Annotated in this window: 22 protein-coding genes and 1 riboswitch; of the genes, 10 read left to right on the top strand and 12 right to left on the bottom strand. The window is 64.7% G+C overall.

Annotated features, from left to right (window positions below):
* Positions 1–125: 125 nt before the first annotated feature.
* From DES43_RS15945 to purE, 3 genes are all read right to left on the bottom strand, one after another.
* Positions 126–677 carry a fused DSP-PTPase phosphatase/NAD kinase-like protein gene (locus DES43_RS15945; protein WP_035027475.1) on the bottom strand — a complete coding sequence of 184 codons (552 nt, stop codon included), beginning with the start codon at positions 675–677 and terminating at the stop codon, positions 126–128.
* Positions 678–753: 76 nt separating this feature from the next.
* Complete coding sequence (locus DES43_RS15940) at positions 754–1,839, bottom strand: 5-(carboxyamino)imidazole ribonucleotide synthase (RefSeq protein ID WP_035027471.1); 1,086 nt, start codon at positions 1,837–1,839, stop codon at positions 754–756.
* Positions 1,836–2,333, bottom strand: coding sequence for a 5-(carboxyamino)imidazole ribonucleotide mutase (gene purE / locus DES43_RS15935; RefSeq protein ID WP_035027364.1), 498 nt, complete (start codon positions 2,331–2,333; stop codon positions 1,836–1,838). The genes DES43_RS15940 and purE overlap by 4 nt, the downstream gene beginning before the upstream one ends.
* A 125-nt stretch (positions 2,334–2,458) precedes the next feature.
* Positions 2,459–2,656, top strand: a riboswitch (cobalamin riboswitch).
* 172 nt (positions 2,657–2,828) lie between these two features.
* On the opposite strand from purE, the gene DES43_RS15930 reads away from it, so the two are divergent.
* From DES43_RS15930 to DES43_RS15915, 4 genes are read left to right on the top strand one after another with little or no spacing between them, the layout of a single operon-like run.
* On the top strand, positions 2,829–4,712 hold the full coding sequence (locus DES43_RS15930) for a TonB-dependent receptor domain-containing protein (RefSeq protein WP_035027362.1): 1,884 nt from the start codon (positions 2,829–2,831) through the stop codon (positions 4,710–4,712).
* A 35-nt stretch (positions 4,713–4,747) separates the two neighbouring features.
* The gene (locus DES43_RS15925) at positions 4,748–5,599 is read left to right on the top strand and encodes an ABC transporter substrate-binding protein (RefSeq protein ID WP_035027360.1); all 852 of its coding nucleotides are present in this window, start codon (positions 4,748–4,750) and stop codon (positions 5,597–5,599) included.
* Positions 5,596–6,597 (top strand): FecCD family ABC transporter permease, encoded by a 1,002-nt coding sequence (locus DES43_RS15920; protein WP_035027358.1) that lies wholly within the window; start codon positions 5,596–5,598, stop codon positions 6,595–6,597. The genes DES43_RS15925 and DES43_RS15920 overlap by 4 nt, the downstream gene beginning before the upstream one ends.
* Positions 6,594–7,373, top strand: a complete 780-nt coding sequence (locus DES43_RS15915; protein ID WP_035027356.1) for an ABC transporter ATP-binding protein — start codon at positions 6,594–6,596, stop codon at positions 7,371–7,373. The genes DES43_RS15920 and DES43_RS15915 overlap by 4 nt, the downstream gene beginning before the upstream one ends.
* Before the next feature lie 34 nt (positions 7,374–7,407).
* Here DES43_RS15915 and DES43_RS15910 read toward each other — a convergent pair whose 3' ends face one another.
* Positions 7,408–8,541: a patatin-like phospholipase family protein gene (locus DES43_RS15910; RefSeq protein ID WP_035027354.1), complete on the bottom strand. Its 1,134-nt coding sequence runs from the start codon at positions 8,539–8,541 to the stop codon at positions 7,408–7,410.
* A 44-nt stretch (positions 8,542–8,585) separates the two neighbouring features.
* Complete coding sequence (locus tag DES43_RS15905) at positions 8,586–9,368, bottom strand: 3-hydroxybutyrate dehydrogenase (protein WP_035027352.1); 783 nt, start codon at positions 9,366–9,368, stop codon at positions 8,586–8,588.
* A 191-nt stretch (positions 9,369–9,559) separates the two neighbouring features.
* On the opposite strand from DES43_RS15905, the gene DES43_RS15900 reads away from it, so the two are divergent.
* The 3 genes from DES43_RS15900 to DES43_RS15890 are packed head-to-tail and all read left to right on the top strand — an operon-like array spanning position 9,560 to position 13,188.
* Entirely contained in the window at positions 9,560–10,564 is a 1,005-nt protein-coding gene (locus DES43_RS15900) for an iron ABC transporter substrate-binding protein (protein WP_035027350.1), read from the top strand.
* 6 nt (positions 10,565–10,570) lie between these two features.
* Positions 10,571–12,151 carry an ABC transporter permease gene (locus DES43_RS15895; protein WP_035027347.1) on the top strand — a complete coding sequence of 527 codons (1,581 nt, stop codon included), beginning with the start codon at positions 10,571–10,573 and terminating at the stop codon, positions 12,149–12,151.
* Positions 12,148–13,188 carry an ABC transporter ATP-binding protein gene (locus DES43_RS15890; protein ID WP_035027345.1) on the top strand — a complete coding sequence of 347 codons (1,041 nt, stop codon included), beginning with the start codon at positions 12,148–12,150 and terminating at the stop codon, positions 13,186–13,188. Before DES43_RS15895 ends, DES43_RS15890 begins: the two co-directional genes overlap by 4 nt.
* Positions 13,189–13,210: 22 nt before the next feature.
* Here DES43_RS15890 and DES43_RS15885 read toward each other — a convergent pair whose 3' ends face one another.
* Positions 13,211–14,437 (bottom strand): argininosuccinate synthase, encoded by a 1,227-nt coding sequence (locus DES43_RS15885; protein WP_035027343.1) that lies wholly within the window; start codon positions 14,435–14,437, stop codon positions 13,211–13,213.
* 253 nt (positions 14,438–14,690) lie between these two features.
* Between DES43_RS15885 and DES43_RS15880 the strand changes: the two genes are divergently transcribed.
* The gene (locus DES43_RS15880; RefSeq protein ID WP_133675796.1) at positions 14,691–15,956 is read left to right on the top strand and encodes a Glu/Leu/Phe/Val family dehydrogenase; all 1,266 of its coding nucleotides are present in this window, start codon (positions 14,691–14,693) and stop codon (positions 15,954–15,956) included.
* Between the two features lie 111 nt (positions 15,957–16,067).
* Entirely contained in the window at positions 16,068–16,709 is a 642-nt protein-coding gene (locus tag DES43_RS15875) for a LysE family translocator (RefSeq protein WP_035027341.1), read from the top strand.
* On the opposite strand, the gene DES43_RS15870 is transcribed toward DES43_RS15875, so the two are convergent.
* The 5 genes from DES43_RS15870 to DES43_RS15850 all read right to left on the bottom strand — a co-directional run bounded on the left by DES43_RS15870 (position 16,681) and on the right by DES43_RS15850 (position 20,125).
* Positions 16,681–17,178 (bottom strand): hypothetical protein, encoded by a 498-nt coding sequence (locus DES43_RS15870; RefSeq protein WP_035027339.1) that lies wholly within the window; start codon positions 17,176–17,178, stop codon positions 16,681–16,683. The genes DES43_RS15875 and DES43_RS15870 overlap by 29 nt on opposite strands.
* Positions 17,175–18,407: a dual-specificity RNA methyltransferase RlmN gene (rlmN, locus tag DES43_RS15865; protein ID WP_035027337.1), complete on the bottom strand. Its 1,233-nt coding sequence runs from the start codon at positions 18,405–18,407 to the stop codon at positions 17,175–17,177. The genes DES43_RS15870 and rlmN overlap by 4 nt, the downstream gene beginning before the upstream one ends.
* A 157-nt stretch (positions 18,408–18,564) precedes the next feature.
* On the bottom strand, positions 18,565–19,068 hold the full coding sequence (locus tag DES43_RS15860) for an invasion associated locus B family protein (RefSeq protein WP_035027335.1): 504 nt from the start codon (positions 19,066–19,068) through the stop codon (positions 18,565–18,567).
* Between the two features lie 297 nt (positions 19,069–19,365).
* Positions 19,366–19,728 carry a YkvA family protein gene (locus DES43_RS15855; protein ID WP_035027333.1) on the bottom strand — a complete coding sequence of 121 codons (363 nt, stop codon included), beginning with the start codon at positions 19,726–19,728 and terminating at the stop codon, positions 19,366–19,368.
* Positions 19,729–19,774: 46 nt separating this feature from the next.
* A complete protein-coding gene (locus DES43_RS15850; protein ID WP_051520611.1) occupies positions 19,775–20,125 on the bottom strand; it encodes a 4a-hydroxytetrahydrobiopterin dehydratase in 351 nt (116 codons plus the stop codon).
* Positions 20,126–20,177: 52 nt separating this feature from the next.
* On the opposite strand from DES43_RS15850, the gene DES43_RS15845 reads away from it, so the two are divergent.
* Positions 20,178–20,654, top strand: coding sequence for a low molecular weight protein-tyrosine-phosphatase (locus DES43_RS15845; RefSeq protein ID WP_035027331.1), 477 nt, complete (start codon positions 20,178–20,180; stop codon positions 20,652–20,654).
* Here DES43_RS15845 and thpR read toward each other — a convergent pair.
* A complete protein-coding gene (gene thpR, locus DES43_RS15840; RefSeq protein ID WP_035027465.1) occupies positions 20,600–21,190 on the bottom strand; it encodes an RNA 2',3'-cyclic phosphodiesterase in 591 nt (196 codons plus the stop codon). The two genes, DES43_RS15845 and thpR, sit on opposite strands and share 55 nt — an antisense overlap.
* Positions 21,191–21,240: the final 50 nt, after the last annotated feature.

Below are 21,240 nucleotides of genomic sequence, written 5' to 3'. Positions count from 1 at the left end.
TTCGGAAATTTCTGAAAATTCAGTACGTCCCGACATGCCAGAAGTCACTTGGGCACCATGTCGCACCCGTACATGTACAACAAATCACCGCCGCATGCGGCAAGGTGCGGCTGTCCCTGCCGGGTTCAGAAGCCGAGCGTTTCCTCGAAGCGATCCCAGGAGCGGTACATTTCGTATCGTCCTATGCCTTCGATCGGCACATGGCCATAATAGGGAGAAAGCTGCATCTCCGCCGCGATCTCGCCCTGCCCGGCGATGGCGGCGGTATAGATGGCCGAGGCAAGCCCGGTACGGTTGGCGCCATGGTCGCAATGCACGAGCAGCGGCTTCGGGGCCGTCCGCATCAACCGCGCCAGTTCGGCGGCTTTCTCAACCGTCAGGGGCTGCGCCGAGGACATCGGGAAATCGATGATCTTCATGCCGCGCCGTTCCGCCTCGGCGCGCGCGGCCAATGCCTCCGCATCCGGCTTTTCGTTGCGCAGGCTGACAATGGCGCGGATGCCATAGCGTTCCGAATAGGCGGCGATATCGCGATAGTCCGGCTGTCCCGAGCGATAGAACTCTCCGGGAATCACCTCATGGAAATTGCCCAGAAGCTGCTGCACGCCCATATGGCCCCCCATGAGAGCCGGCACTCCGAGCAGCAGGGCCACGAGCACCCAAACACGTCGCAACACGGCCTCCTTCGATCCTTGTGAGGTGTTCACTGGCATTCGTTTGCGACAGGAAAAAGAAGATCGTCAAAAAAAGCGATCAATCGACCGCCGGCCGGGCGGTCAGGCGGGTGAAATGACCCATCTTGCGACCGGGCCGGGATTCGGCCTTGCCATAGAGATGAACCAGAACGTCGGGCTCGGTGACGAGTTCCGGCAGGCGGTCGACATCGCCGCCGATCAGGTTCTCCATCACGCAATTGCTATGCCGGCGCGTGTCGCCCAGAGCGAGCCCGGCGACGGCCCTGATATGCTGCTCGAACTGCGAGATCGCACAGGCGGCTTCTGTCCAGTGGCCGGAGTTGTGAACGCGCGGCGCCATCTCGTTGACGAGCAGCGATCCGTCGTCCAGCACGAAGAACTCCACGCCGATGACCCCGACATAGCCGAGCGCGCCGAGGATCGATGCCACGGCCTGCCGCGCGATGTCCGCCGTCGACGGTGAAATCGCGGCGGGCACGGTGGAGATGTGCAGGATGCCGTCGCGATGCACATTCTGCGCCGGCTCATAGGTCACGACCTTGCCGTCGGCGCTCCGCGCACCGATCACGGATATTTCACGCTCGAACGAAATCAGCCCCTCGAGGATGAGGGGCACCGCGCCCATCGCCTCGAACACGCCCGCATAACTGCCGGTTTCCATGTTGCGGAAGACACGCTGGCCCTTGCCGTCATAACCCATGCGGCGTGTCTTGAGGACTCCGCTTCCTCCAAAAGCCTGCAAGGCGGAAGCCAGCTCCGAATCGCCGTCAATGGCGAGAAACGGCGCCGTGTCGATGCCGATGCCATTGAGGAACTGTTTTTCCACCAGCCTGTCCTGCGAGACCTCCAGAGCGCGTGGCGGCGGCAGCACCGGCACGCGGGCGGCGAGCGTTTCGGCCGCCTCTACAGGCACGTTCTCGAACTCGTAGGTGACGACGGCACTGATCGAGGCCAGTTCCGCCAGCGCCGCCGGATCGTCGTAGGCGGCCACGATCTGCCGGTTGGCGACCTGCGCGGCCGGACAATCGGCCTGCGGTTCGAGAATGGCGACGCGGTAGCCGAGACGTGCGGCGGCCATCGCCAGCATGCGGCCAAGCTGGCCGCCGCCGACGATGCCGATGGTCGATCCCGGCGCCAGCATCAGGCATCGTCCTCCGGTTCGAGGGCGACCTTTTCGGTCTGCGCCGCGCGCCAAGCTTCAAGCCGCCCGGCAAGCTCTCCGTCGGTGAGCGCCAGCACGGCAACGGCCAGCAGCGCGGCGTTGATCGCGCCTGCCTTGCCGATGGCAAGCGTGCCTACCGGGATGCCGGCGGGCATCTGCACGATCGACAAAAGCGAATCCTGTCCCGACAGCGCTTTCGATTCCACTGGCACGCCGAATACCGGCAAAGGGGTCATCGCGGCGGTCATGCCCGGCAGGTGCGCGGCTCCGCCCGCCCCGGCGATCACCACCTTGTAGCCGGCGGCCTTCGCCCCGCGGGCAAAGTCGTAGAGGCGCTGGGGCGTACGGTGGGCCGAAACGATCAGGCTTCTGTGGGAGACACCGAGCCCGGCCAGCGTATCGGCGGCGTGGCGCATGGTCGTCCAGTCGGACTGGCTGCCCATGATGATGGCGACATCGGCTTGTCGGTCGGTCAAGGCCCTGCTCCGGTCAGCAAAGCGGCGACGTAGCGGAATTTTCTCCGGCCCGCAAGCGCAAGCCGTGCCGCAATCGGACCACAAGGCAGCGCAGCCGGAATTGACAGTTCCGGCAGGCAATGCTTAGCGTCATCGGTGGAAACGGTTCCGATACGGATCAAAAGGGAACACGGTCAGCCAGACGATCGGCAAAGCCGCGACTGCCCCCGCAACTGTAGCCGCCGAGCCTCTCTCCGATATGCCACTGGATCGTAACGGTCCGGGAAGGCGGCGGGAGGCGACGACGCGGAAGTCAGGAGACCTGCCGTTCCAGTCACCCATGCCTGTTCCCGGGGCGGGACCAGGCGCGGCCGTCCGCAGCGGTGACACGAAACGTGTTGCCGTGCCTTCATGGCTGCCGGGTGGAACAGTGCAATATGCAATCCCCCCTGCCGGCCAGCGGTGGAACTGGAAGTTTGCCGGGATGGAAGGCTGCCCGGTATCGGGGGATTTATCATGAGAAGAGCAATTCTGGCTGCAGCCGTCTGCCCGCTCACGCTGGGCGCCACCGGCTGGGCGCAGGAGCCCGCAAACGACGGGGAAATCATCCGGCTGGATACGATCGTTGTAACGACACCGCTGCGGCGCGCCTCGTCCCTGGAGCGCTCGACATCTTCGGTCACCGTGATCGAGGAGGAGGAGATCAGGAAATCGGCGGCATTCGATCTGCCTTCGCTGCTCAAGGGCTATCCCGGAATATCCATCGCTGCCAATGGCGGATTGGGCGCGCGCGCCGGGGTGGCGCTGCGGGGAACCAAGGCGGCACAGACCCTGATATTGGTCAACGGCGTGCGCATCGGCGCCGCAACCAGTGGAGAAACCTCTGTTTTCAACATACCGTTGAGCTCTGTCCAGCGCATCGAGATCGCCAGGGGCGCGCATTCGGCCCAGTACGGATCCGACGCCATCGGCGGCGTCATCAATATCGTCACCCGCAATGGCGATGCCTGTGACGGCAGCCGTGACAGTTGCGCTGACCTCACCGTCGGCGTCCTTCATCCATGGGGCGCATACACGTCCGGGAACATAAGGGGGCAGACTGCAAGCGGGCTTGGCTACTCGGCCGGGGCAAGCATTCTCGGCACGCGCGGCTATGATTTTGCCAGGCCATATGCCCCCGGAGGCGTTCATGAACCCGACGACGACGGATTCTTGCAGGGATCGGCAAATCTTTCCCTGTCACAGGATCTGGCGGGGGGCCGGCTGTACGCGGATTTGCTGTTGGTACGCGGCACAAGCCAGTACGATAACGGTTTTCCTTACGACAACGAGCAATACACGACGACCTTCGCGGGCAAGATCGGCGCGCGCATGGATCATACGCAGGACTGGTCGTCGACGGTGGAGCTTTCCTCCGGGCTGGATTACCAGACCAACTTTCGGGACGGGCAGGCAGGCGATTCCCGGTTCAATACGCAACGGTACGGGATTTTCGTCTCGACCCAGAAGGAATTCGACACAGGCGCAGCCTCAAATACAATAACGGGAGGCATCGAGTCCTATCGTGAGCGGGTCAGCGGAACCACGGACTACGATGTCGATGCACGTACGCTGACGGCTGCGTTCGCCCAGTACTCTGTCGAATATGAGGGGCTGACCGTGGACAGCGGAGTGCGCCACGATCACAACAGCCAGTTCGGTGGGAAGACCACCTACAACATCGGCGCGAGCTACGAGATCCTGCCCCGTTTCACCGTCCGCTCCTCCTTTGCGACAGGATTCCGCGCGCCCACCTTCAATGATCTCTATTACCCGGCATTTCCCGGCTGGCCACCGCCCTCCAATCCGGACCTCAAGCCCGAAAAATCGCGCTCCTATGAAGTGGGCGTCAACTGGCATGCTTCCGCCGCCACAAGCATCGACCTCGCCCTCTACCAGACGAGACTGGCCGATGCGATCACGCTCGATGCCAGCTACACGCCGGTCAACACCGGCCACGCCAAAGTCACCGGCTTCGAAGCCGAATTGTCCCATCGTTTCAATGAAAGGTGGAACGGCAAGGTTTCCATCGATGTCCGCGATCCGAAAAACCGCGATACGGGCAGGTATCTCGCCAACAGCGATCGCTTCAAGATCGCGGGGGAGCTGACCTACAGCCCCACGGAACAGCTGAGCATGACAGGCCGGGTATTCTACGGCGCATCCCGCTATTCAGATCCTGACAACGCAATCAGGTTGCCGGACTACGTGACCGCAGATTTTACGGCGCTCTATGCGCTTGACGACAGGTCCCGGTTCAGACTCTCGGTAGAGAATATCTTCGATGAGCAGTATGAGACCGTCTACGGTTATAGGGCACCCGGCCGAACCTTCGACCTGAGCTTCACCCGCTCCTTCTAGGCGATTGCGATGTCTGCGGCGACGAAAAACGGCAAATGACAACCTTGCGGACAGGATGGCCGTATTTCGTTGCAGCCTGTTGGCTGGCGGCAACAGCACCAGCAGCTGCAACGGCCGAACCCGTCCCCCGCCGCGTCGTCTCCATGAACGTCTGCACCGATCAGCTTGCCATGCTGATCGCCGGTGAGGGGCAGCTTCACTCGGTTTCGGCGCTGGCCGCCGATCCGCGCAACTCGGCGATGGCGGAGGACGCACAGGCATTCCAGGCCAACCACGCGCTGGCCGAGGAAATCTTCCTCATGCAACCCGACCTCGTGCTTGCCGGCACATTTTCCGCCCGCGCCACAGTCGGGCTGCTGCGCCGCCTCGGCTTGCGGGTGGAGGAGTTCGCGCCGGCCAGTTCCTTCACCGACATACGCGACGACATCGCGCGCATCGGCCAGCTTCTGCACCGGCAGGAGCGGGCCGCCGAACTCGTTTCGCAACTGGACGAAGGGCTTGCCCGGCTGAAGGCTGGCCCGCACTCCGGCCGCACCATCGCGCTCTATGAGCCGAACAGCTATACAGCGGGCGGCGGCACGCTGGCCAACGAGATTTTCAAGGCGGCCGGACTGGTCAACATCGCTGAAGGGCTCGGCATCACCGGCTCGACACGCCTGCCGCTGGAACAGCTCATCATGGCGAAGCCCGATCTGATCGGCCGTTCCAGCAGCGATTATGGCGCACCGGCGCTGGCGCAGGAGAATCTCGTTCATCCCGCCTTCCGCGCGCTGTCGAGGCAGGAAGTCATCGACCTGCCGGTCGCCAAGATGATCTGTGGCGCGCCCTTCACGCTCGATGCCGCCTTCCTGTTGCAGGACGCGGCCGCAAGGCAGGAGCGCCCATGAGCGCCGACCGGCACTATACTTTGTTGATCGCCCTCCTTGCCATCCTCACGCTGGCGCTGTTCCTGCTGTCGCTCACAACGGGACCGGCCGGCATCGCGTTCGCGCACAGCATGAAGGCGCTGCTGTCGGACAAGGCCGATGGCGTTGCCCTCATCATGCGCGAGATAAGATTGCCCCGCGCCCTGCTCGGCCTCATGATCGGCGCGACGCTCGGGCTCTCCGGTGCCGTGCTGCAAGGTTATCTGCGCAATCCGCTGGCCGAGCCCGGCCTGCTCGGCATCAGCGCCTCGGCGTCGCTGGGCGCGGTTCTCGCCATCTATACCGGCCTGTCGGCCAGCTTCCTGCTGGCCCTGCCGCTCGCCGCCCTCGCCGGCGCGGTCGCCGCCGTGCTGGTCGTGCAGGCGATTGCCGGCGCGCGCGGCGGCGCGCTCCTCGTCATCCTCGCCGGCATCGCCATCTCCAGCTTCGCCGGCGCCATGACCTCACTGGCGCTCAACCTGTCGCCCAATCCTTTCGCGGCGGTCGAGATCATGTTCTGGATGCTGGGCTCGCTCACCGATCGCTCCATGGTCCATGTGTGGCTGGCCGCGCCTTTCATGCTGATCGGCTGGGCGATGCTGGGTTCGCTCGGCCGCGCTCTCGATGCGCTGACCCTCGGTTCCGAAACCGCCGCATCGATGGGCATAGGATTGCGCAAGGTGCAGTTCCTCGCCGTGTTCGGCACCGCCGCCGGCGTCGGCGCGGCGACGGCGGTGGCCGGCGCCATCGGCTTCGTCGGGCTGGTGGTGCCGCACATCCTGCGCCCGCTTGTCGGCGCGCGACCGTCGCGCCTGCTGCCGGCCAGCGCCCTCGGTGGCGCCTGCATGGTGCTCGCCGCCGACATCCTTGTGCGCATCGTCGCCCCCGAGCGCGATCTGAAGCTGGGTGTGCTGACGGCCATCGTCGGCGCGCCCTTCTTCCTGTGGCTGGTCTTCCGCACCCGCAGGAGCCTGCTGTGACGCTGCTTTCGGTCGAAAATCTTTCCGTGGAACTCGGGCGCAGGCCGGTGCTGCACGGGCTGGACCTTGCCGTCGGGCCGGGCGAATTCGTCGGCCTCATCGGCCCCAACGGCGCCGGCAAATCCACGCTGCTGCGCTCGGCGCTCCATCTTTTGCCTGCGCAAGGGCAGGTGCGCCTCTGCGGCACCGATTCCACGGCCATGAGCGCGCGCGAGCGCGCCGCCTGCGTCGCCTATCTGGCGCAGGAGCGCGAGATCGCCTGGGCCGTGCCGGTGGAGATGGTGGTGGCGCTCGGCCGCTCGCCGCATCGGCCGGGCTTCGCGGCGCTGACCGAACGGGACCGCGCCATTGTCGATGCCGCCATGCGGCGCATGGATGTCGAGGCGTTTCGCCACCGCATCGCGACCGAACTGTCCGGCGGCGAGAAGGCCCGTGTGCTGGCGGCGCGCGCGCTGGCGCAGGACACGCCGCTGCTGCTGGCCGACGAACCCACGGCCGGCCTCGACCCTGCCCACCAGATCGCGCTGATGCGGCTGTTCGATTCACTGGCGGCGGATGGCCGCAGCGTGGTGGCCTCGCTGCACGACCTGGGACTGGCGGCACGCTGGTGCTCGCGCCTGATCCTGCTCGACAAGGGCCGCATCGTTGCCGACGGGCCGCCTTCGGGCGTGCTCACCCCCGCAAACCTGCGCGCCATCTACGGCGTCGAAGCCTTTTTCGGCGAGGTCGACGGCGCTCCGATCGTTCATCCGCTCGATCTGGCGGCGCCGGACTGATCGGTTCTGCATCCGCCCCAGGCCGGACAAGGTTTCAGTTCTTCATGCGCGTTGCGCCCGGCGGGCGCTTGCGCGTGGCGAGAAACCGGCTCACGCGGCTGCCCGGGGTCATAGCCGGCTGCGGCCGCATTCCGTCCTCGAACTCGCCCGAGAGATCGAGCGTCGGCCGCTCGCCCACTGCATCGAAATGTGCTTCCAGCCAGTCGCTCGCCGCATCGCGCCCGAGATCGCGCAGATATTCGAGGAAAGCCCACTCGGCATTGATCTTGGAGGATGCCGACAGGCCCTTGAACGCCTCGTCGCCATCGATGCGGTGCATGCGGATGTCGCGATATTCGCCATGCGGCAGGCGGCCGGCCGCGATCAGTTCCTTGACGAAGGCAATCGCGCGGAATTCGCGCAGCAGCGCAGCGTTGAAGGCGATCTCGTCCATGCGGTTCTGGATTTCGCTTGCGCTGGTCGGCACACCCTCGCGCTGGACCGGATTGATCTGCACAAGCAGCACGTCCTCGGTCTCCGTCGCCTTGAAGAAGGGGAAAAGCGCCGGATTGCCGCCATAACCTCCATCCCAGTAAGGCACGCCGTCGATTTCCACGGCCCGGAAAAGCTGCGGCAGGCAGGCCGAGGCCATCACGCTGTCGGGACCGATCTCGCCGTCGGAGAAAACACGGATCTGACCGGTCTCGACATTGGTGGCGGAGACGAACACCTGCATCGCCTTGCAGGAGCGCACATTGTCGAAGTCGATCTCGGTTTCGATGACGTCGCGCAGCGGGTTGAGGCCGAGCGGATTGGCCAGGTAGGGCGACACCACGCGCGACATGGTGTCGAACCAGATATAACCCGGCGAGTTCTCGATCGACCAGTTGCCCCACACCACGTCCCATGGCGTGCGCTGCACAGGACTGAAGCGGCCTTTTCGCGCCACCGCGCGCCAGAACTCCGCGAGCTTGGCGCGCGCCCCTTCCGCGCCGCCACGCACGAAACCGTCGGCCAGCGCCACCGCGTTCATCGCTCCCGCGCTGGTACCGGAAACGGCGACGATGTCGAGCCGCCCGTCTTCCAGCAGGCGATCCAGCACACCCCACGTGAAGGCACCGTGCGAGCCGCCGCCTTGCAGGGCGATGTTGATCTTCTTGCGCTGCACAGTTCCACCGTTGGCCGGCATGCACGGTCCTTCCGAAGCTGTGAAATTGCAGGGGCCGGGTGTTCCTACTGCGCCACCCAGCCGCCATCGACGGAGATGTGGGTGCCGTTGATCTGGGCGGCCGCCTCCGAACAGAGGAACACCACCGCTGCCGCCACCTGCTCGACCGTGACGAATTCCTTGGTCGGCTGCTTTTCAAGCATCACCTCGCGCACCACCGTGTCGCGATCCATGTTGTGCGCCCTCATCTGATCGGGAATCTGCGCCTCGACCAGCGGGGTAAGCACATAGCCGGGGCAGACGGCGTTGCAGGTGATGTGTTCCCGCGCCACTTCCAGCGCCACCGTCTTGGTCAGGCCCATGATGCCGTGCTTGGCCGACACATAGGCCGACTTGAACGGCGAGGCGACGAGCCCGTGCGCCGAAGCGACGTTGACGATGCGGCCTCCGCCCTGCCGCTTCATCAGCGGGATCGCGGCCGCAATGGTGTGGAAGGCGGACGACAGGTTGATGGCAATGATCGCGTCCCACTTCTCGATAGGGAATTCCTCGACCGGCGCGACATGCTGGATGCCCGCATTGTTGACGAGGATATCGACCGTGCCGAAGCGCTCGGCGGCCCTGGCCACCAGATCGCGGCATTCGGACGGCTTCGACATGTCGGCCTTGATGTAGGCCGCGTCGACCTTGTGATCGCGGGCGATCGCCGCCGCCGCTTCGTGATCCTCCGGCCTGTCTGAGAAGGAATTGACGACGACGTTGCATCCCTCTGCTGCCAGCCCGCGGGCGATGGCGAGCCCTATTCCGGAGGTCGAACCGGTGACGATTGCAGTCCGCTTGGCGCTCATGACGGGTCCCCTTGCCTGTGCCGTGACGGAGAATGTTGCAGCGCAATATAATCGACGCCGCGCCCAAGACCAGCCCGGCTGCGTCAAAAAGCGATGTGTCGAGACTTCTTTGCGGCTTGAATGTTGACTGCTAGGATCATGTATGAGCTTTCGGCGGTTCGTCGGGCAAAGCTCCGCTTGAGAGGCCATCCATGAAGTCCATCATTTCCGCCCCCGTTCTTTGCGCGCTCGCCGCGATGCTTCTTACCGCGCCCGTCATGGCGCAGGAGAAGGAAATCGTCGTCTACAACGCCCAGCACGAAAGTCTTGCGAAGGAATGGGCTGCCGGTTTCACCCGCGACACCGGCATCGGGGTGACGCTGCGCAACGGCTCGGACAGCGAGTTCTCCAACCAGATCGTGGCCGAGGGCAAGGCTTCGCCTGCCGACGTGTTCCTGACCGAGAACTCGCCGGCCATGACGCAGGTGGAACAGGCCGGCCTGTTCGCACAGGTCGATGCCGACACGCTGGCGCTGGTCGAGGAGCAATATCGCCCCTCCGGCGGCCAGTGGATCGGCATCGCCGCGCGCAGCACCGTCTTCGCTTACAACAAGGCGAAGCTGACGGAGGACCAGTTGCCGAAATCGCTGCTCGATCTGGCCGATCCGCAATGGAAAGGCCGCTGGGGCGCATCGCCTTCCGGGCCGGATTTCCAGGCCATCGTCAGCGCCCTCTTGCAGCTGAAGGGCGAAGAAGTCACCAGTGACTGGCTCAAGGCGATGAAGGCCGGCTTCAAGGCCTATCGCGGCAACAACACCGTGCTCAAGGCGGTGAACACCGGCGAGATCGACGGCGGCATCATCTATCACTACTACTGGTTCGCAGACCGCGCCCGCACGGCCGAGAACAGCAGCGAGGTCGAACTGCACTATTTCCGCAACGGCGACCCCGGCGCTTTCGTATCCATTTCCGGCGGCGGCGTGCTCGCTTCCAGCAAGCACCCGCAGGAAGCGCAGGCGTTCCTGAAATGGATTGTCGGCAAGGCCGGCCAAAAGATGCTGCGCGACGGCACCTCCTACGAATACACGGTCGGCAAGGGCGAGGCTTCCAACGCCGCCCTGGTGCCACTCGCAGATCTTCAGGCCCCCAGGATCGACCCGCAGACGCTGAACTCCCGCAAGGTGACCGACCTGATGACCGACGCGGGCCTTCTGTAAAAACCCATGCAGGCGTCGGCTGACAGCATCCCGATTGCCGCACCGGCTCCGGGCGGGCGGCCAAGGGCACCCTTGCGCCTGTCATGGATCGGGCTCGCCGCCGTTCTGGTGACGCTGCTGGCGCTCATTCCGCTGGGCTTCATCCTGTGGGTTACGGTGCAGATCGGCTGGGAAACCGCCACCGCCCTTGTCTTCCGCCCGCGCGTCGGCGAGCTTCTGGTCAACACGATGCTGCTCGAATTTCTGGCCGTGCCCGCCTGCGCGGTGCTTTCGGTGGCGCTGGCATGGCTGACCGGGCGCACCGACCTGCCCGGTGCGCGTATTTGGGCGTGGCTGTGTGTCGCGCCGCTGGCGGTGCCCGCCTTCATCCATTCCTATGCATGGGTCAGCATCGTGCCCGGCCTCAACGGACTGGGAGCCGGCGTGCTGGTGTCGGTGCTGGCCTATTTCCCTTTCCTCTATCTGCCGGTTTCGGCGGCGTTGCGCCGGCTGGACCCCGCGCTGGAGGATGCCGCCGCCGCGCTGGGCCACGGCCCGTGGAGCGTGTTCTTCCGCGTCGTGCTGCCTCAGCTGAGGCTGGCGCTGTGCGGCGGCGCGCTGCTGGTCGGGCTGCACCTGCTGGCCGAATACGGCCTCTTCGTCTTCGTGCGTTTCGACACCTTCACCACCGCAATCGTCGACCAGTTCCAGTCCACCTTCAACGGCCCTGCCGCCAATATGCTGGCTGGCGTGCTGATCGCCTGCTGTTTCGCGCTGCTGGCGCTGGAAATGCTGGCGCGTGGCGACGAGCGCTATGCGCGCGTCGGTTCTGGGGTGGCGCGTCATCCGGTGAAGGCAAGGCTCGGCCGCGCCACCCTGCCCTGCCTGCTCCTGTTCGCACTGGTTGCGGCTCTTTCGCTGGGCGTGCCCTTCTATACCGTCGCCCGCTGGCTCTGGGCCGGCGGCTGGCAGGTCTGGCGCATGGACGAGATAGGTGCAGCGCTCGGCCACACCGCCGTGCTGGCGCTGGGCGGCGCGCTGCTCGCCACGCTCGCCGCCATTCCCATGGCATGGCTGTCGATCCGCGCGCCAGGCCGCCTGCAACGCATCCTCGAAGGCTGCAACTACATGGTCGGCGCATTGCCGGGCGTGGTCGTGGCGCTGGCGCTGGTCACGCTCACCGTTCGCTATCTGCTGCCGCTCTACCAGACGCTCGCCACCATCCTCGTCGCCTATATGCTGATGTTCCTGCCGCGCGCCATCGTCAGCCTGCGTGCCTCCATCGCACAGGCCCCGGTGGAACTGGAGCAGGCGGCAATGAATCTCGGCCGCCGCCCGCTGAACGCCTTGTGGTCAACCACCATCCGGCTCTCCGCGCCGGGTGCCACAGCCGGCATGGCGCTGGTGGCGCTCGGCATCCTCAACGAGCTGACCGCCACCCAGATGCTGGCGCCGGGCGGCACCCGCACGCTGGCGCTGGCCTTCTGGGCCTATAGCGGCGAGATCGACTATGCGGCCGCCGCGCCCTATGCGCTGATCATGGTGGCGGCGTCGCTGCCTCTGACATGGCTGCTTTACGTGCAATCGAAGAAGATGGCCGGACAATGAGTTTTCTCGAGCTTTCCGGCCTGCGCAAAACCTACGGTCCCGTTGCGGCCCTGGACGGCATCGACCTTGCCGTCGCCTCCGGCAGCCGCACGGCCATCGTCGGCCCTTCCGGTTGCGGCAAGACCACGTTGCTGCGCCTCATCGCCGGCTTCGAGCGCCCCGATGCGGGCAGCATCGAGCTGGATGGCGCAACACTTGCCGGAGCGGGCGTGTTCGTGCCCGCCTACAGGCGTCCCATCGGCCTCGTGGCGCAGGACGGAGCCTTGTTTCCGCACCTGTCCATCGCCGCCAATATCGGCTTCGGCATTGCCCGCGATGCGCCGGACCGGCAGGCGCGGATCGCGGAACTGATCCGGCTGGTGGGCCTCGACCAAGCCTTCCTGCAACGCCGCCCGCACCAGCTTTCCGGCGGCCAGCAGCAGCGCGTGGCACTGGCGCGGGCGCTAGCCCGCAAGCCGCGCCTGATGCTGCTCGATGAACCTTTCTCGGCGCTCGACACGGGCCTGCGCGCCGCCATGCGCAAGACGGTGGCCGGCGTTCTGGAAGCGGCCGGCGTCACCACCATCCTCGTCACCCACGATCAGGAGGAGGCGCTGTCCTTTGCCGATCAGGTGGCGGTCATGCGCGCCGGCGCGCTCATGCAGGCCGGCGCACCCCGCGATCTCTATCTCAGGCCCCGCAACCGCATGGTGGCGGAGTTTCTCGGCGAGGCGATCATCCTGCCGGCCCGCGTCGCGGATGGCCATGCGCATTGCATTCTGGGCGCGATCCCCGTCGACCGTGACGAACAGCAACAGACGGCCGAAATCCTGCTGCGGCCGGAGCAGATCGGGCTTGAGCCGGACGAGACCGGCGGCGCGAGCGCCGTCGTCACGGATTCGGAGTTCAGCGGACCGACCTGCACGCTCACGGTAGAGGTGGCAAACGATGCGGGCGAAGCAGACACCCTCGTCCTGCGCCACCCTTCGGCCGGCGCGCCGCAGGTGGGAACGCGCATCCGGCTCACGGTCAGCGGCAGCGCGCATCTGCTCAGTTGATGCGCGCTGCCTGAAGCTTTTTTTACCGCGTGTTGCGGCGGCGGGCCGCCAGCGTGCGCAGGCGCAGCGCGTTGAGGCGGATGAAGCCCTCGGCATCCTTCTGGTCGTAGGCGCCGCGGTCGTCCTCGAAGGTGACGAGATCGTCGCGATAAAGCGACTTTGCAGACTTGCGGCCGGTGACGATGACATTACCCTTGTAGAGCTTCAGCCGCACCGTGCCCTCGACGTCTTCCTGGCTCTTGTCGATCAGCGCCTGCAGCATCTCACGCTCCGGCGAGAACCAGAAGCCGTTGTAGATCAGCTCGGCATAGCGCGGCATCAGCTCGTCCTTGAGGTGGCCCGCCCCGCGATCCAGCGTGATCGACTCGATGGCGCGGTGCGCGGCGAGCAGGATGGTGCCGCCGGGGGTCTCGTAGACGCCGCGGCTCTTCATGCCGACGAAACGGTTCTCGACCAGATCGATGCGGCCGATGCCGTTGTCGCGGCCAAGGTCGTTGAGGACGGCAAGCAGCGTGGCCGGCGACAGCTTCTTGCCGTTCAGCGCAACCGCATCCCCCTTGAGGAACTCGATCTCGATCTCCGTCGCCGCATCGGGCGCGTCCAGAGGGGAGACGGAGCGCTGGTGCACATATTCCGGCGGCTCGCTCCACGGATCTTCCAGCACCTTGCCCTCCGAGGAGGAGTGCAGAAGGTTGGCATCGACCGAGAACGGCGCTTCGCCCTGCTTGTCCTTCGGCACCGGAATCTGGTGCTTTTCGGCGAACTCGATGAGATCGGTGCGCGACTTGAACGACCAGTCGCGCCAAGGCGCGATCACCTTGATGTCGGGATTGAGCGCATAGGCGGAAAGCTCGAAGCGCACCTGATCGTTGCCCTTGCCGGTTGCGCCGTGCGCGATGGCGTCAGCCCCGGTCTCCTCGGCGATCTCCACCAGATGCTTGGAGATCAGCGGCCGGGCGATGGAGGTGCCGAGCAGATAGGTGCCCTCGTAGAGTGCGTTGGCACGGAACATCGGGAACACGAAATCCTTCACGAACTCCTCGCGCAGGTCCATGATGCGGATGTCCCTGATGCCCATCATCTCGGCCTTGCGGCGCGCCGGCTCCAGTTCCTCGCCCTGGCCGAGGTCTGCGGTGAAGGTGACGACCTCCGCTCCCAGCTCGGTCTGCAGCCATTTGAGGATGATGGAGGTGTCGAGGCCGCCCGAATAGGCGAGCACGACCTTCTTGACGTCTTTCAGCTTGGACATGGGCGTTTCCGGTGTTCGTTCAAGGACTGCGGCGGGGCGCAAAAACTGCGTCCGCAGTCATAGCAGGAAAGCTGCGCCGGACAAGCGCCGGAACGATCATCGGTAGTGGCGTCATTTTCGGCGGAGTGCGCAATAAACTGGCAAAATGCGCGCGATATAAAACCTTTTCTTGTGAATCCGCACTTTTTCGTGCATTTCAGGCGCCGCGACCGGCAGGCCGCATGGTTACCACCCGAACTGACAGGAACATATGATGCCGGAAGAAAGCCTTCTTGATAGCGCACTGGTACGTCTGGACGAAGCCGCAAGGCACCTCAACGTCGACGCCGATGTCATCGAGAAGCTGAAATATCCGCGCGAAACCACCAAGGCCCGTCTCATGATCCGCATGGACGACGGCTCGCGAAAATCCTTCCTTGCATGGCGATGCCGCTATGACGACACCCGCGGGCCGACAAAGGGCGGCATCCGCTTCCATCCCGACGCCACGGCCGAAGAGGTCGAGATGCTGGCGTTCTGGATGACCTTCAAATGCGCCGTGATGAACCTGCCCTATGGCGGCGGCAAGGGCGCCGTGCAGGTCGATCCGCGCCAGCTTTCCAAGGCCGAGCTGGAGCGCCTGTCGCGCTCCTACATCCAGGCATTCTCGCGCATCATCGGCCCCGACCGCGACATTCCCGCTCCGGACGTCTACACCAACTCGATGATCATGGGCTGGATGGCCGACGAATACAGCCAGATCGTCGGCCAGGGCTCGCCCGCCGTCATCACCGGCAAGCCGCTGGCGCTCGGCGGCTCGGTGGGCCGCGGCGACGCAACCGCGCGCGGCGGTTACTATCTGGTGCGCCACCTTGCCGAGGAACTTGGCCTCGCCGGCAAGCTGCGCATCGCCATCCAGGGCTTCGGCAATGCCGGCCAGTACATCGCCTCGCTGCTCGCCGGCGATGGCCACACCATCGTCGCCGTGTCGGATTCCGGCGGCGCCGTGCATGCCGCCGAAGGGCTGGATCTCGACGCGCTCATGGCGGCCAAGAACGACGGCCATTCTGTCGTCCACACCGCTGGCAGGCACGGCCACCAGGCCATCGCCGCCGATGAACTGGTCGGCGTCGAGTGCGATGTTCTGGTACCGGCTGCGCTGGAGAACATGATCCACAAGCACAATGCCCACACCGTGAAGGCCCGTCTCGTGCTGGAGCTCGCCAACGGCCCGGTCACGCCGGAAGCCGACGGGATCCTCGCCGATCGCAATGTCGTGGTTCTTCCCGACATCCTCGCGAATGCCGGCGGCGTCACCGTCTCCTATTTCGAGTGGGTGCAGAACAAGCAGGGCTATTACTGGGGGCTGGAGGAAATCCACACCAAGCTGCGCACCATCATGGAGCGCGAAGGCCGGGCGATCTGGCAGCTCTCCGTCGACCGTGGCGTCACACCGCGCACAGCCGCCTATGTCCACGCGTTGAGCCGCCTCGCCGAGGCCATCGAGGCCCATGGCACGCAGAGCTATTTCGACAGCTGAACCTGTCTCGAACTGCGCCGGCAGATGGGATATAAGGGGGCGCCGTGCGTTGCGGCGCCCTTTCCTTTTCCGGTCCGCCTCTCCCTTTCCGGTCCATCGACAGGCTCAACCATGAACTTCATCCCCGACGCCGCCGTGCTTGTGCAATTCGCCATCGCCACCGTGGTCCTGACGATCACGCCCGGGCCCGACATGACCCTGTTCGTCGGCCGTGCCCTGTCGCAGGGCAGGTCGGCAGGCTTTGCCTGCGCGCTCGGCGCGATGACCGGCGTCGTCTTTCATACGGCTCTGGTGGCGCTCGGCCTGTCAGCTCTGATCGTGGCCTCGCCGCAGGCGTTTTTCGTGCTCAAGATCGTCGGTGCGCTCTACCTGATCTGGCTGGCATTCCAGGCGATACGCCACGGATCGGCCTTCTCGCCGGAAATCAATGGCCGTGCGCCGCACTCGCTGGCCCGCAACTGGGCGACTGGGCTGGGCATCAACCTTCTCAACCCGAAGATCATCCTGTTCTTCATGACGTTCCTGCCGCAGTTCGTCTCCGCGCACGATCCGCATGCACCCGGCAAGCTCTTCTTCCTCGGCCTGATGTTCATCGTGGTTGCGCTGCCGTTCACGGCGACCATGGTGATCGCCGCAGATCGCCTCGCAGCCTTGCTGAAGAAAAGCCCGCGCATCACGCGGCTGACGGATTATCTGTTTGCCGGCGTGTTTTCGGCCTTCGCGATCAGGATCCTGACGACCCAGGCGAAATAGGCGGCAGCTTGCCGGAACCGGAGCCGCGCCAGTCCGGCGTCCATATGCCGGCCACCAGCCAGTAGGCGAGACCGCCGACGATGCCGCTGCCGATCACGGCCAGCAGCAATGCCGTATCGCCCGGACCGGATGCGCCGGCGCCTTCGACATCGCGATAGAAAATGCCGGCGAAAGCCAGTGCAACGAAGCCGCCGGCCAGCGAATAGAACAGCCAGTCGCGCTTGCCGAGGAACTCGGCAATGGCGATGGCGGCGACGGCCGGCCAGAAGTTGAGGTGGGCGACGAACAGCGCCAGCAGGGGAACGGAAACCACCATGCCCGTGGTGAAGGCGGGCAAAGCCTCCTCTTCGGCCAGACCGGACCAGCCGAGGAACAGCACATGGACGAAGGCGCTGGCAGCGAGACAGGCGGCAGCATAGCCCGCCAACACCACGGCGAAGCGCAGGAGAACGGCGAGAACGCCGCTCAAGCCTCGCCGTGCCCGGCGATCATCATCGCCTCGAGAGCCAGCCGTTCGCTCTTGCGCATGCGCTCGGATTCCGACTTGAGCTGGCCGCAGGCGGCAAGAATGTCGCGCCCGCGCGGCGTGCGGATCGGCGAGGCGTAGCCGGCGGCATTGATGTAGTCGGCGAAGCGCTCGATCGTTTCCCAGTCTGAACACTGGTAGTTGGTGCCCGGCCAGGGATTGAACGGGATCAAATTGATCTTGGCAGGAATACCCCTGAGCAGCTTCACCATCTGCTTTGCGTCTTCGAGACTGTCGTTGACGTCCTTCAGCATCACATATTCGAAGGTGATGCGGCGCGCATTGGACAGGCCCGGATATTCGCGGCACGCCTTCATGAGCAGTTCGAGCGGATACTTCTTGTTGATCGGCACCAGAAGGTCGCGCAGGTCGTCGTTCACCGCATGCAGCGAGATCGCCAGCATGACGCCGATCTCCTCGCCGGTGCGGTAGATTTCGGGCACGACGCCGGAGGTTGAAAGCGTGATACGCCGCTTCGACAGCGACAGCCCGTCGCCATCGGAAGCGATCAGCAGCGCTTTCTTCACCGCTTCGAAATTGTAGAGCGGCTCGCCCATGCCCATCATGACGATGTTGGAAATCCTGCGGCCTTCCGCCGGCACGATGGCGCCGGCCGGTGTATCTGTGTCGGGGAAATCGCCCAGCCGGTCGCGCGCGGTCAGCAGTTGCGCCAGGATTTCCTCCGCCGTCAGGTTGCGCACCAGCTTCTGCGTGCCGGTGTGGCAGAAGGAACAGGTGAGCGTGCAGCCGACCTGGCTGGAAATGCACAGCGTGCCGCGCCCCTCTTCCGGGATATAGACGGTCTCGATCTCGACCGGCCGGCCCGCCCCGCGCGGCGGGAAACGGAACAGCCACTTGCGCGTGCCGTCGTTGGAGATCTGCTCCTCGACCACTTCCGGCCGCGCGACGGTGAAGGCACGGTCGAGAGCCGCACGGAGATCCTTGGAGATGTTGAACATCTGCGCGAAATCGGAAACGCCGCGCACATAGAGCCAGTGCCAGAGCTGGCTGACGCGCATCTTCGCCTGCTTTTGCGGCACCACGCCGGCCTCGACCAGCGCCTCGGCCATCTCCTCGCGCGTGAGGCCGATCAGCGACGGCTTCTCCGGCGCGGGACGAATGCGCAGCGCATCGCGGGCGCCGGCGGGGGTGAGGTCGAGTGAAAGGCTCATGGCTGGCCCAATATAGGTGCTTTGCGCCGGTTTCAGCAGCGGATTTTGGATGAAGGGCGCCCGATAGCACAAGTTTGACCCGAAGTCATGGCCTGTCTGCCGAACGCAAAAGGCCGGACCCGACGGCCCGGCCTCAATCTGTCTTGCAGGGACAGGCTTACCTGCAACTCGAAATCGAGCTGAGCGCCGCCGAGATTCCCTTCAGCGAGAATACATAACTGGTCGTATTGCCACGACCGGATTTCGCCTGCACCTTCATGTCGGCGCCCGCGCGCATGGCGGCGATGAGCTGCGGCTCGTCGGCAGCGTTCTCGACCCAGGCCGACTTGCCGCGCGTGAACATGGTGAAGGACTTGTCGCCCACCGTCACCGTGACCTTGGAATTGGCCTGGAAATCATATCCGGCTATGAACTGCGGCTCGTATGAGACCTGCTGGCCGGGACGCTGCGAGACGAAGAAGAACATATCGCCATGGTTGAGCGTAGTCGGCTGCTTGTCGGTCGGAACGGTCAACACGTAGCAAACCTTGCCGCCGGAAGCCTGGTAGCTGTAGGTGCCCCACGCATTGTGCTGGCCGATCTTGGTCGCCTGCTGTGCCAGGACCGGCGAAGCGGTGGCGAGCATGATCAGACCAGAAACTGTAGCTATCAATCGGCGCATTGTGATTCCCATATTCCAAATGGTGTGGGAGCAGGCCGGCGTCTCGTCCTGCCCGATCCCTTCAATTTGATTTAATCTGGGTTACCAAAGCGTGAAGACCGTCAAAAAAAGCTTCCGCTATAGAAACCGCCGCCATCTCCGCGCCTTTGCCCGCATATTTCATGTTCGCGGGCTCCGGCACGATGTCCCTGCGGGCGACTTGGAATGGAGGAAAAAGGCAAGAATTTGACTTTTTGCCAAATCGGGGCCGGTGCCTTTTGCCAAATCGGGGCCGGTGCCGGCGGATATGGCTGCCGATCAGTCCTCCCCGGCAAGCGATTCCTTCGCCGCTGCCTTGTGGGCCGGCGTTATATGCGCGCGCACCGCGGCGATCGCCGCGCTCAGCACAGCCACATCGTCGGTGAAGCCAAGCCCGAAAATGACGTCCGGAATTGCATCGGCGGGCAGCACGAAATAGCCGAGCGCGGCCAGCAATATGGCCTTGGCTCTCAACGGCGTGCTGCTGTCGAGCACGCAGTAGTATGAGGCCACCACGTCTTCCATGAACGGCACATGCCGTGCCGCCCTTCGGGTGGTGCGCCAGAATTTTTCGCGCACCTCCTTTTCGCCGCCAACCCTGCCGGCGAAGCCGAAGAGATCGAAAGCGGTCCTTTCAGCCATGTATGCCTGTCTCCTTGCACCTGCCGGCTCTGATGCCTGCCTTGCTTCATGTGGTGCGGCGAGGTGTTCCCCGCAAGATATCGTCCAGAGGCGTGAAGACCGAATCGCTGAAAATCGTATCGATGCGTCGCGCCAGAACGAAGTCCAGTTCGGTCAGGCCGCCGGCATCGTGCGTCGTCAGCCGGACGTCCACCGTCTTGTAGACATTCGACCATTCCGGGTGATGGTTCATCTTCTCGGCGGCCATCGCCACACGCGTCATGAATGCGAAAGCCTCGGAAAAATTGCGAAAGACGAAGCGCCGTTCGATGGCCAGCCCGTCTTCGGTCAGCGCCCATTCGGGGCGCTCCCTGAGCGCCGCGTTCAGAACGTCCCCTGCCAGTTTCTCTCTTGCCATGGCCTGCTTCCATGTTATCGGCTGCAAGAAGCAGAACATAGGGTCCCTTGCCATGGACGCCAAACCGAAAAATTCGATCCTGTTCGTGTGCCTCGGCAACATCTGCCGTTCGCCGCTGGCCGAGGGTGTTTTCGGGGCGGTGATCGGCGAAAAGCGACTTTCCCATCATTTTCTGCTCGATTCTGCCGGAACCGGCGGCTGGCACGCCGGTTCGCCGCCCGATCCCCGCTCCGTCGCGGTCGCGGCACGCCACGGCGTGGACATTTCCCGCCAGTCGGCACGCAAGATCGGGGAGGCGGATTTCATCCGCTTCGACCTCATCCTCGGCATGGATCGTTCGAATGTGCAGGATCTGCGTCGGGCGGCTCCGGAAAGCGTGCAGGACCGCATCCATCTCTATCTCGACTACGCGCTGGGAACCGTGCGCGATGTGCCCGATCCCTATTACGGCGGCGCGGATGGCTTCGAAAAAGTCTACCGCATGATCCGCGAAGCGTCGGAAGCGCTGTCGGGCCGGCAGGCCGCATAATTGCCGCCCAGCGGCCAGGCCTCCTCGACGACATAGGGCCCGCCGCCCACCGAATCGCGGGACGACATCAGCACGAAACGGCCGACCTTGAACGGCGTCGCGGAAAAATTGCCCCGCGCCGAAAGATAACGCGCGACATCGGCCGGGTGGGCGTTGCGCAGCCGCGCCAAGGTGACATGCGGCATGAACTTGCGCGGATCGGCGCCGATGCCGAGACGCTGGCAGATGCGATCGATCTCGGCCTGAAGCGCCCCAAGGTCCGGCGAGGCAGTCACGCCGGCCCATACCGAATGCGGCTTCTTCTGGCCGAAAGCTCCAACGCCGGCCAGCGACAGCGTGAACGCGGGCCGGCGCACCCGGTCCAGCGCATCGGCTATGTCGTCGGCGACATGGCCCTCGACATCGCCGATGAAGCGCAGCGTGATGTGATAGTTCTCGACATCTATCCAGCGGGCACCGGGAAGGCCGCCCCGCAGCAGGGAGAGCGATAGCGCGGCATCGCGCGGAATTTCGAGGGCGGTGAAAAGACGCGGCATGGCATAGCCTCCTGTCCTCGAATCGAAACTCTCGATTGCCAGCGAATCAC

This window comes from Aquamicrobium defluvii, assembly GCF_004363725.1.
Taxonomy (GTDB): Bacteria; Pseudomonadota; Alphaproteobacteria; order Rhizobiales; family Rhizobiaceae; genus Mesorhizobium; species Mesorhizobium defluvii.
This window is presented reverse-complemented; position numbering and strand designations above follow the sequence as displayed.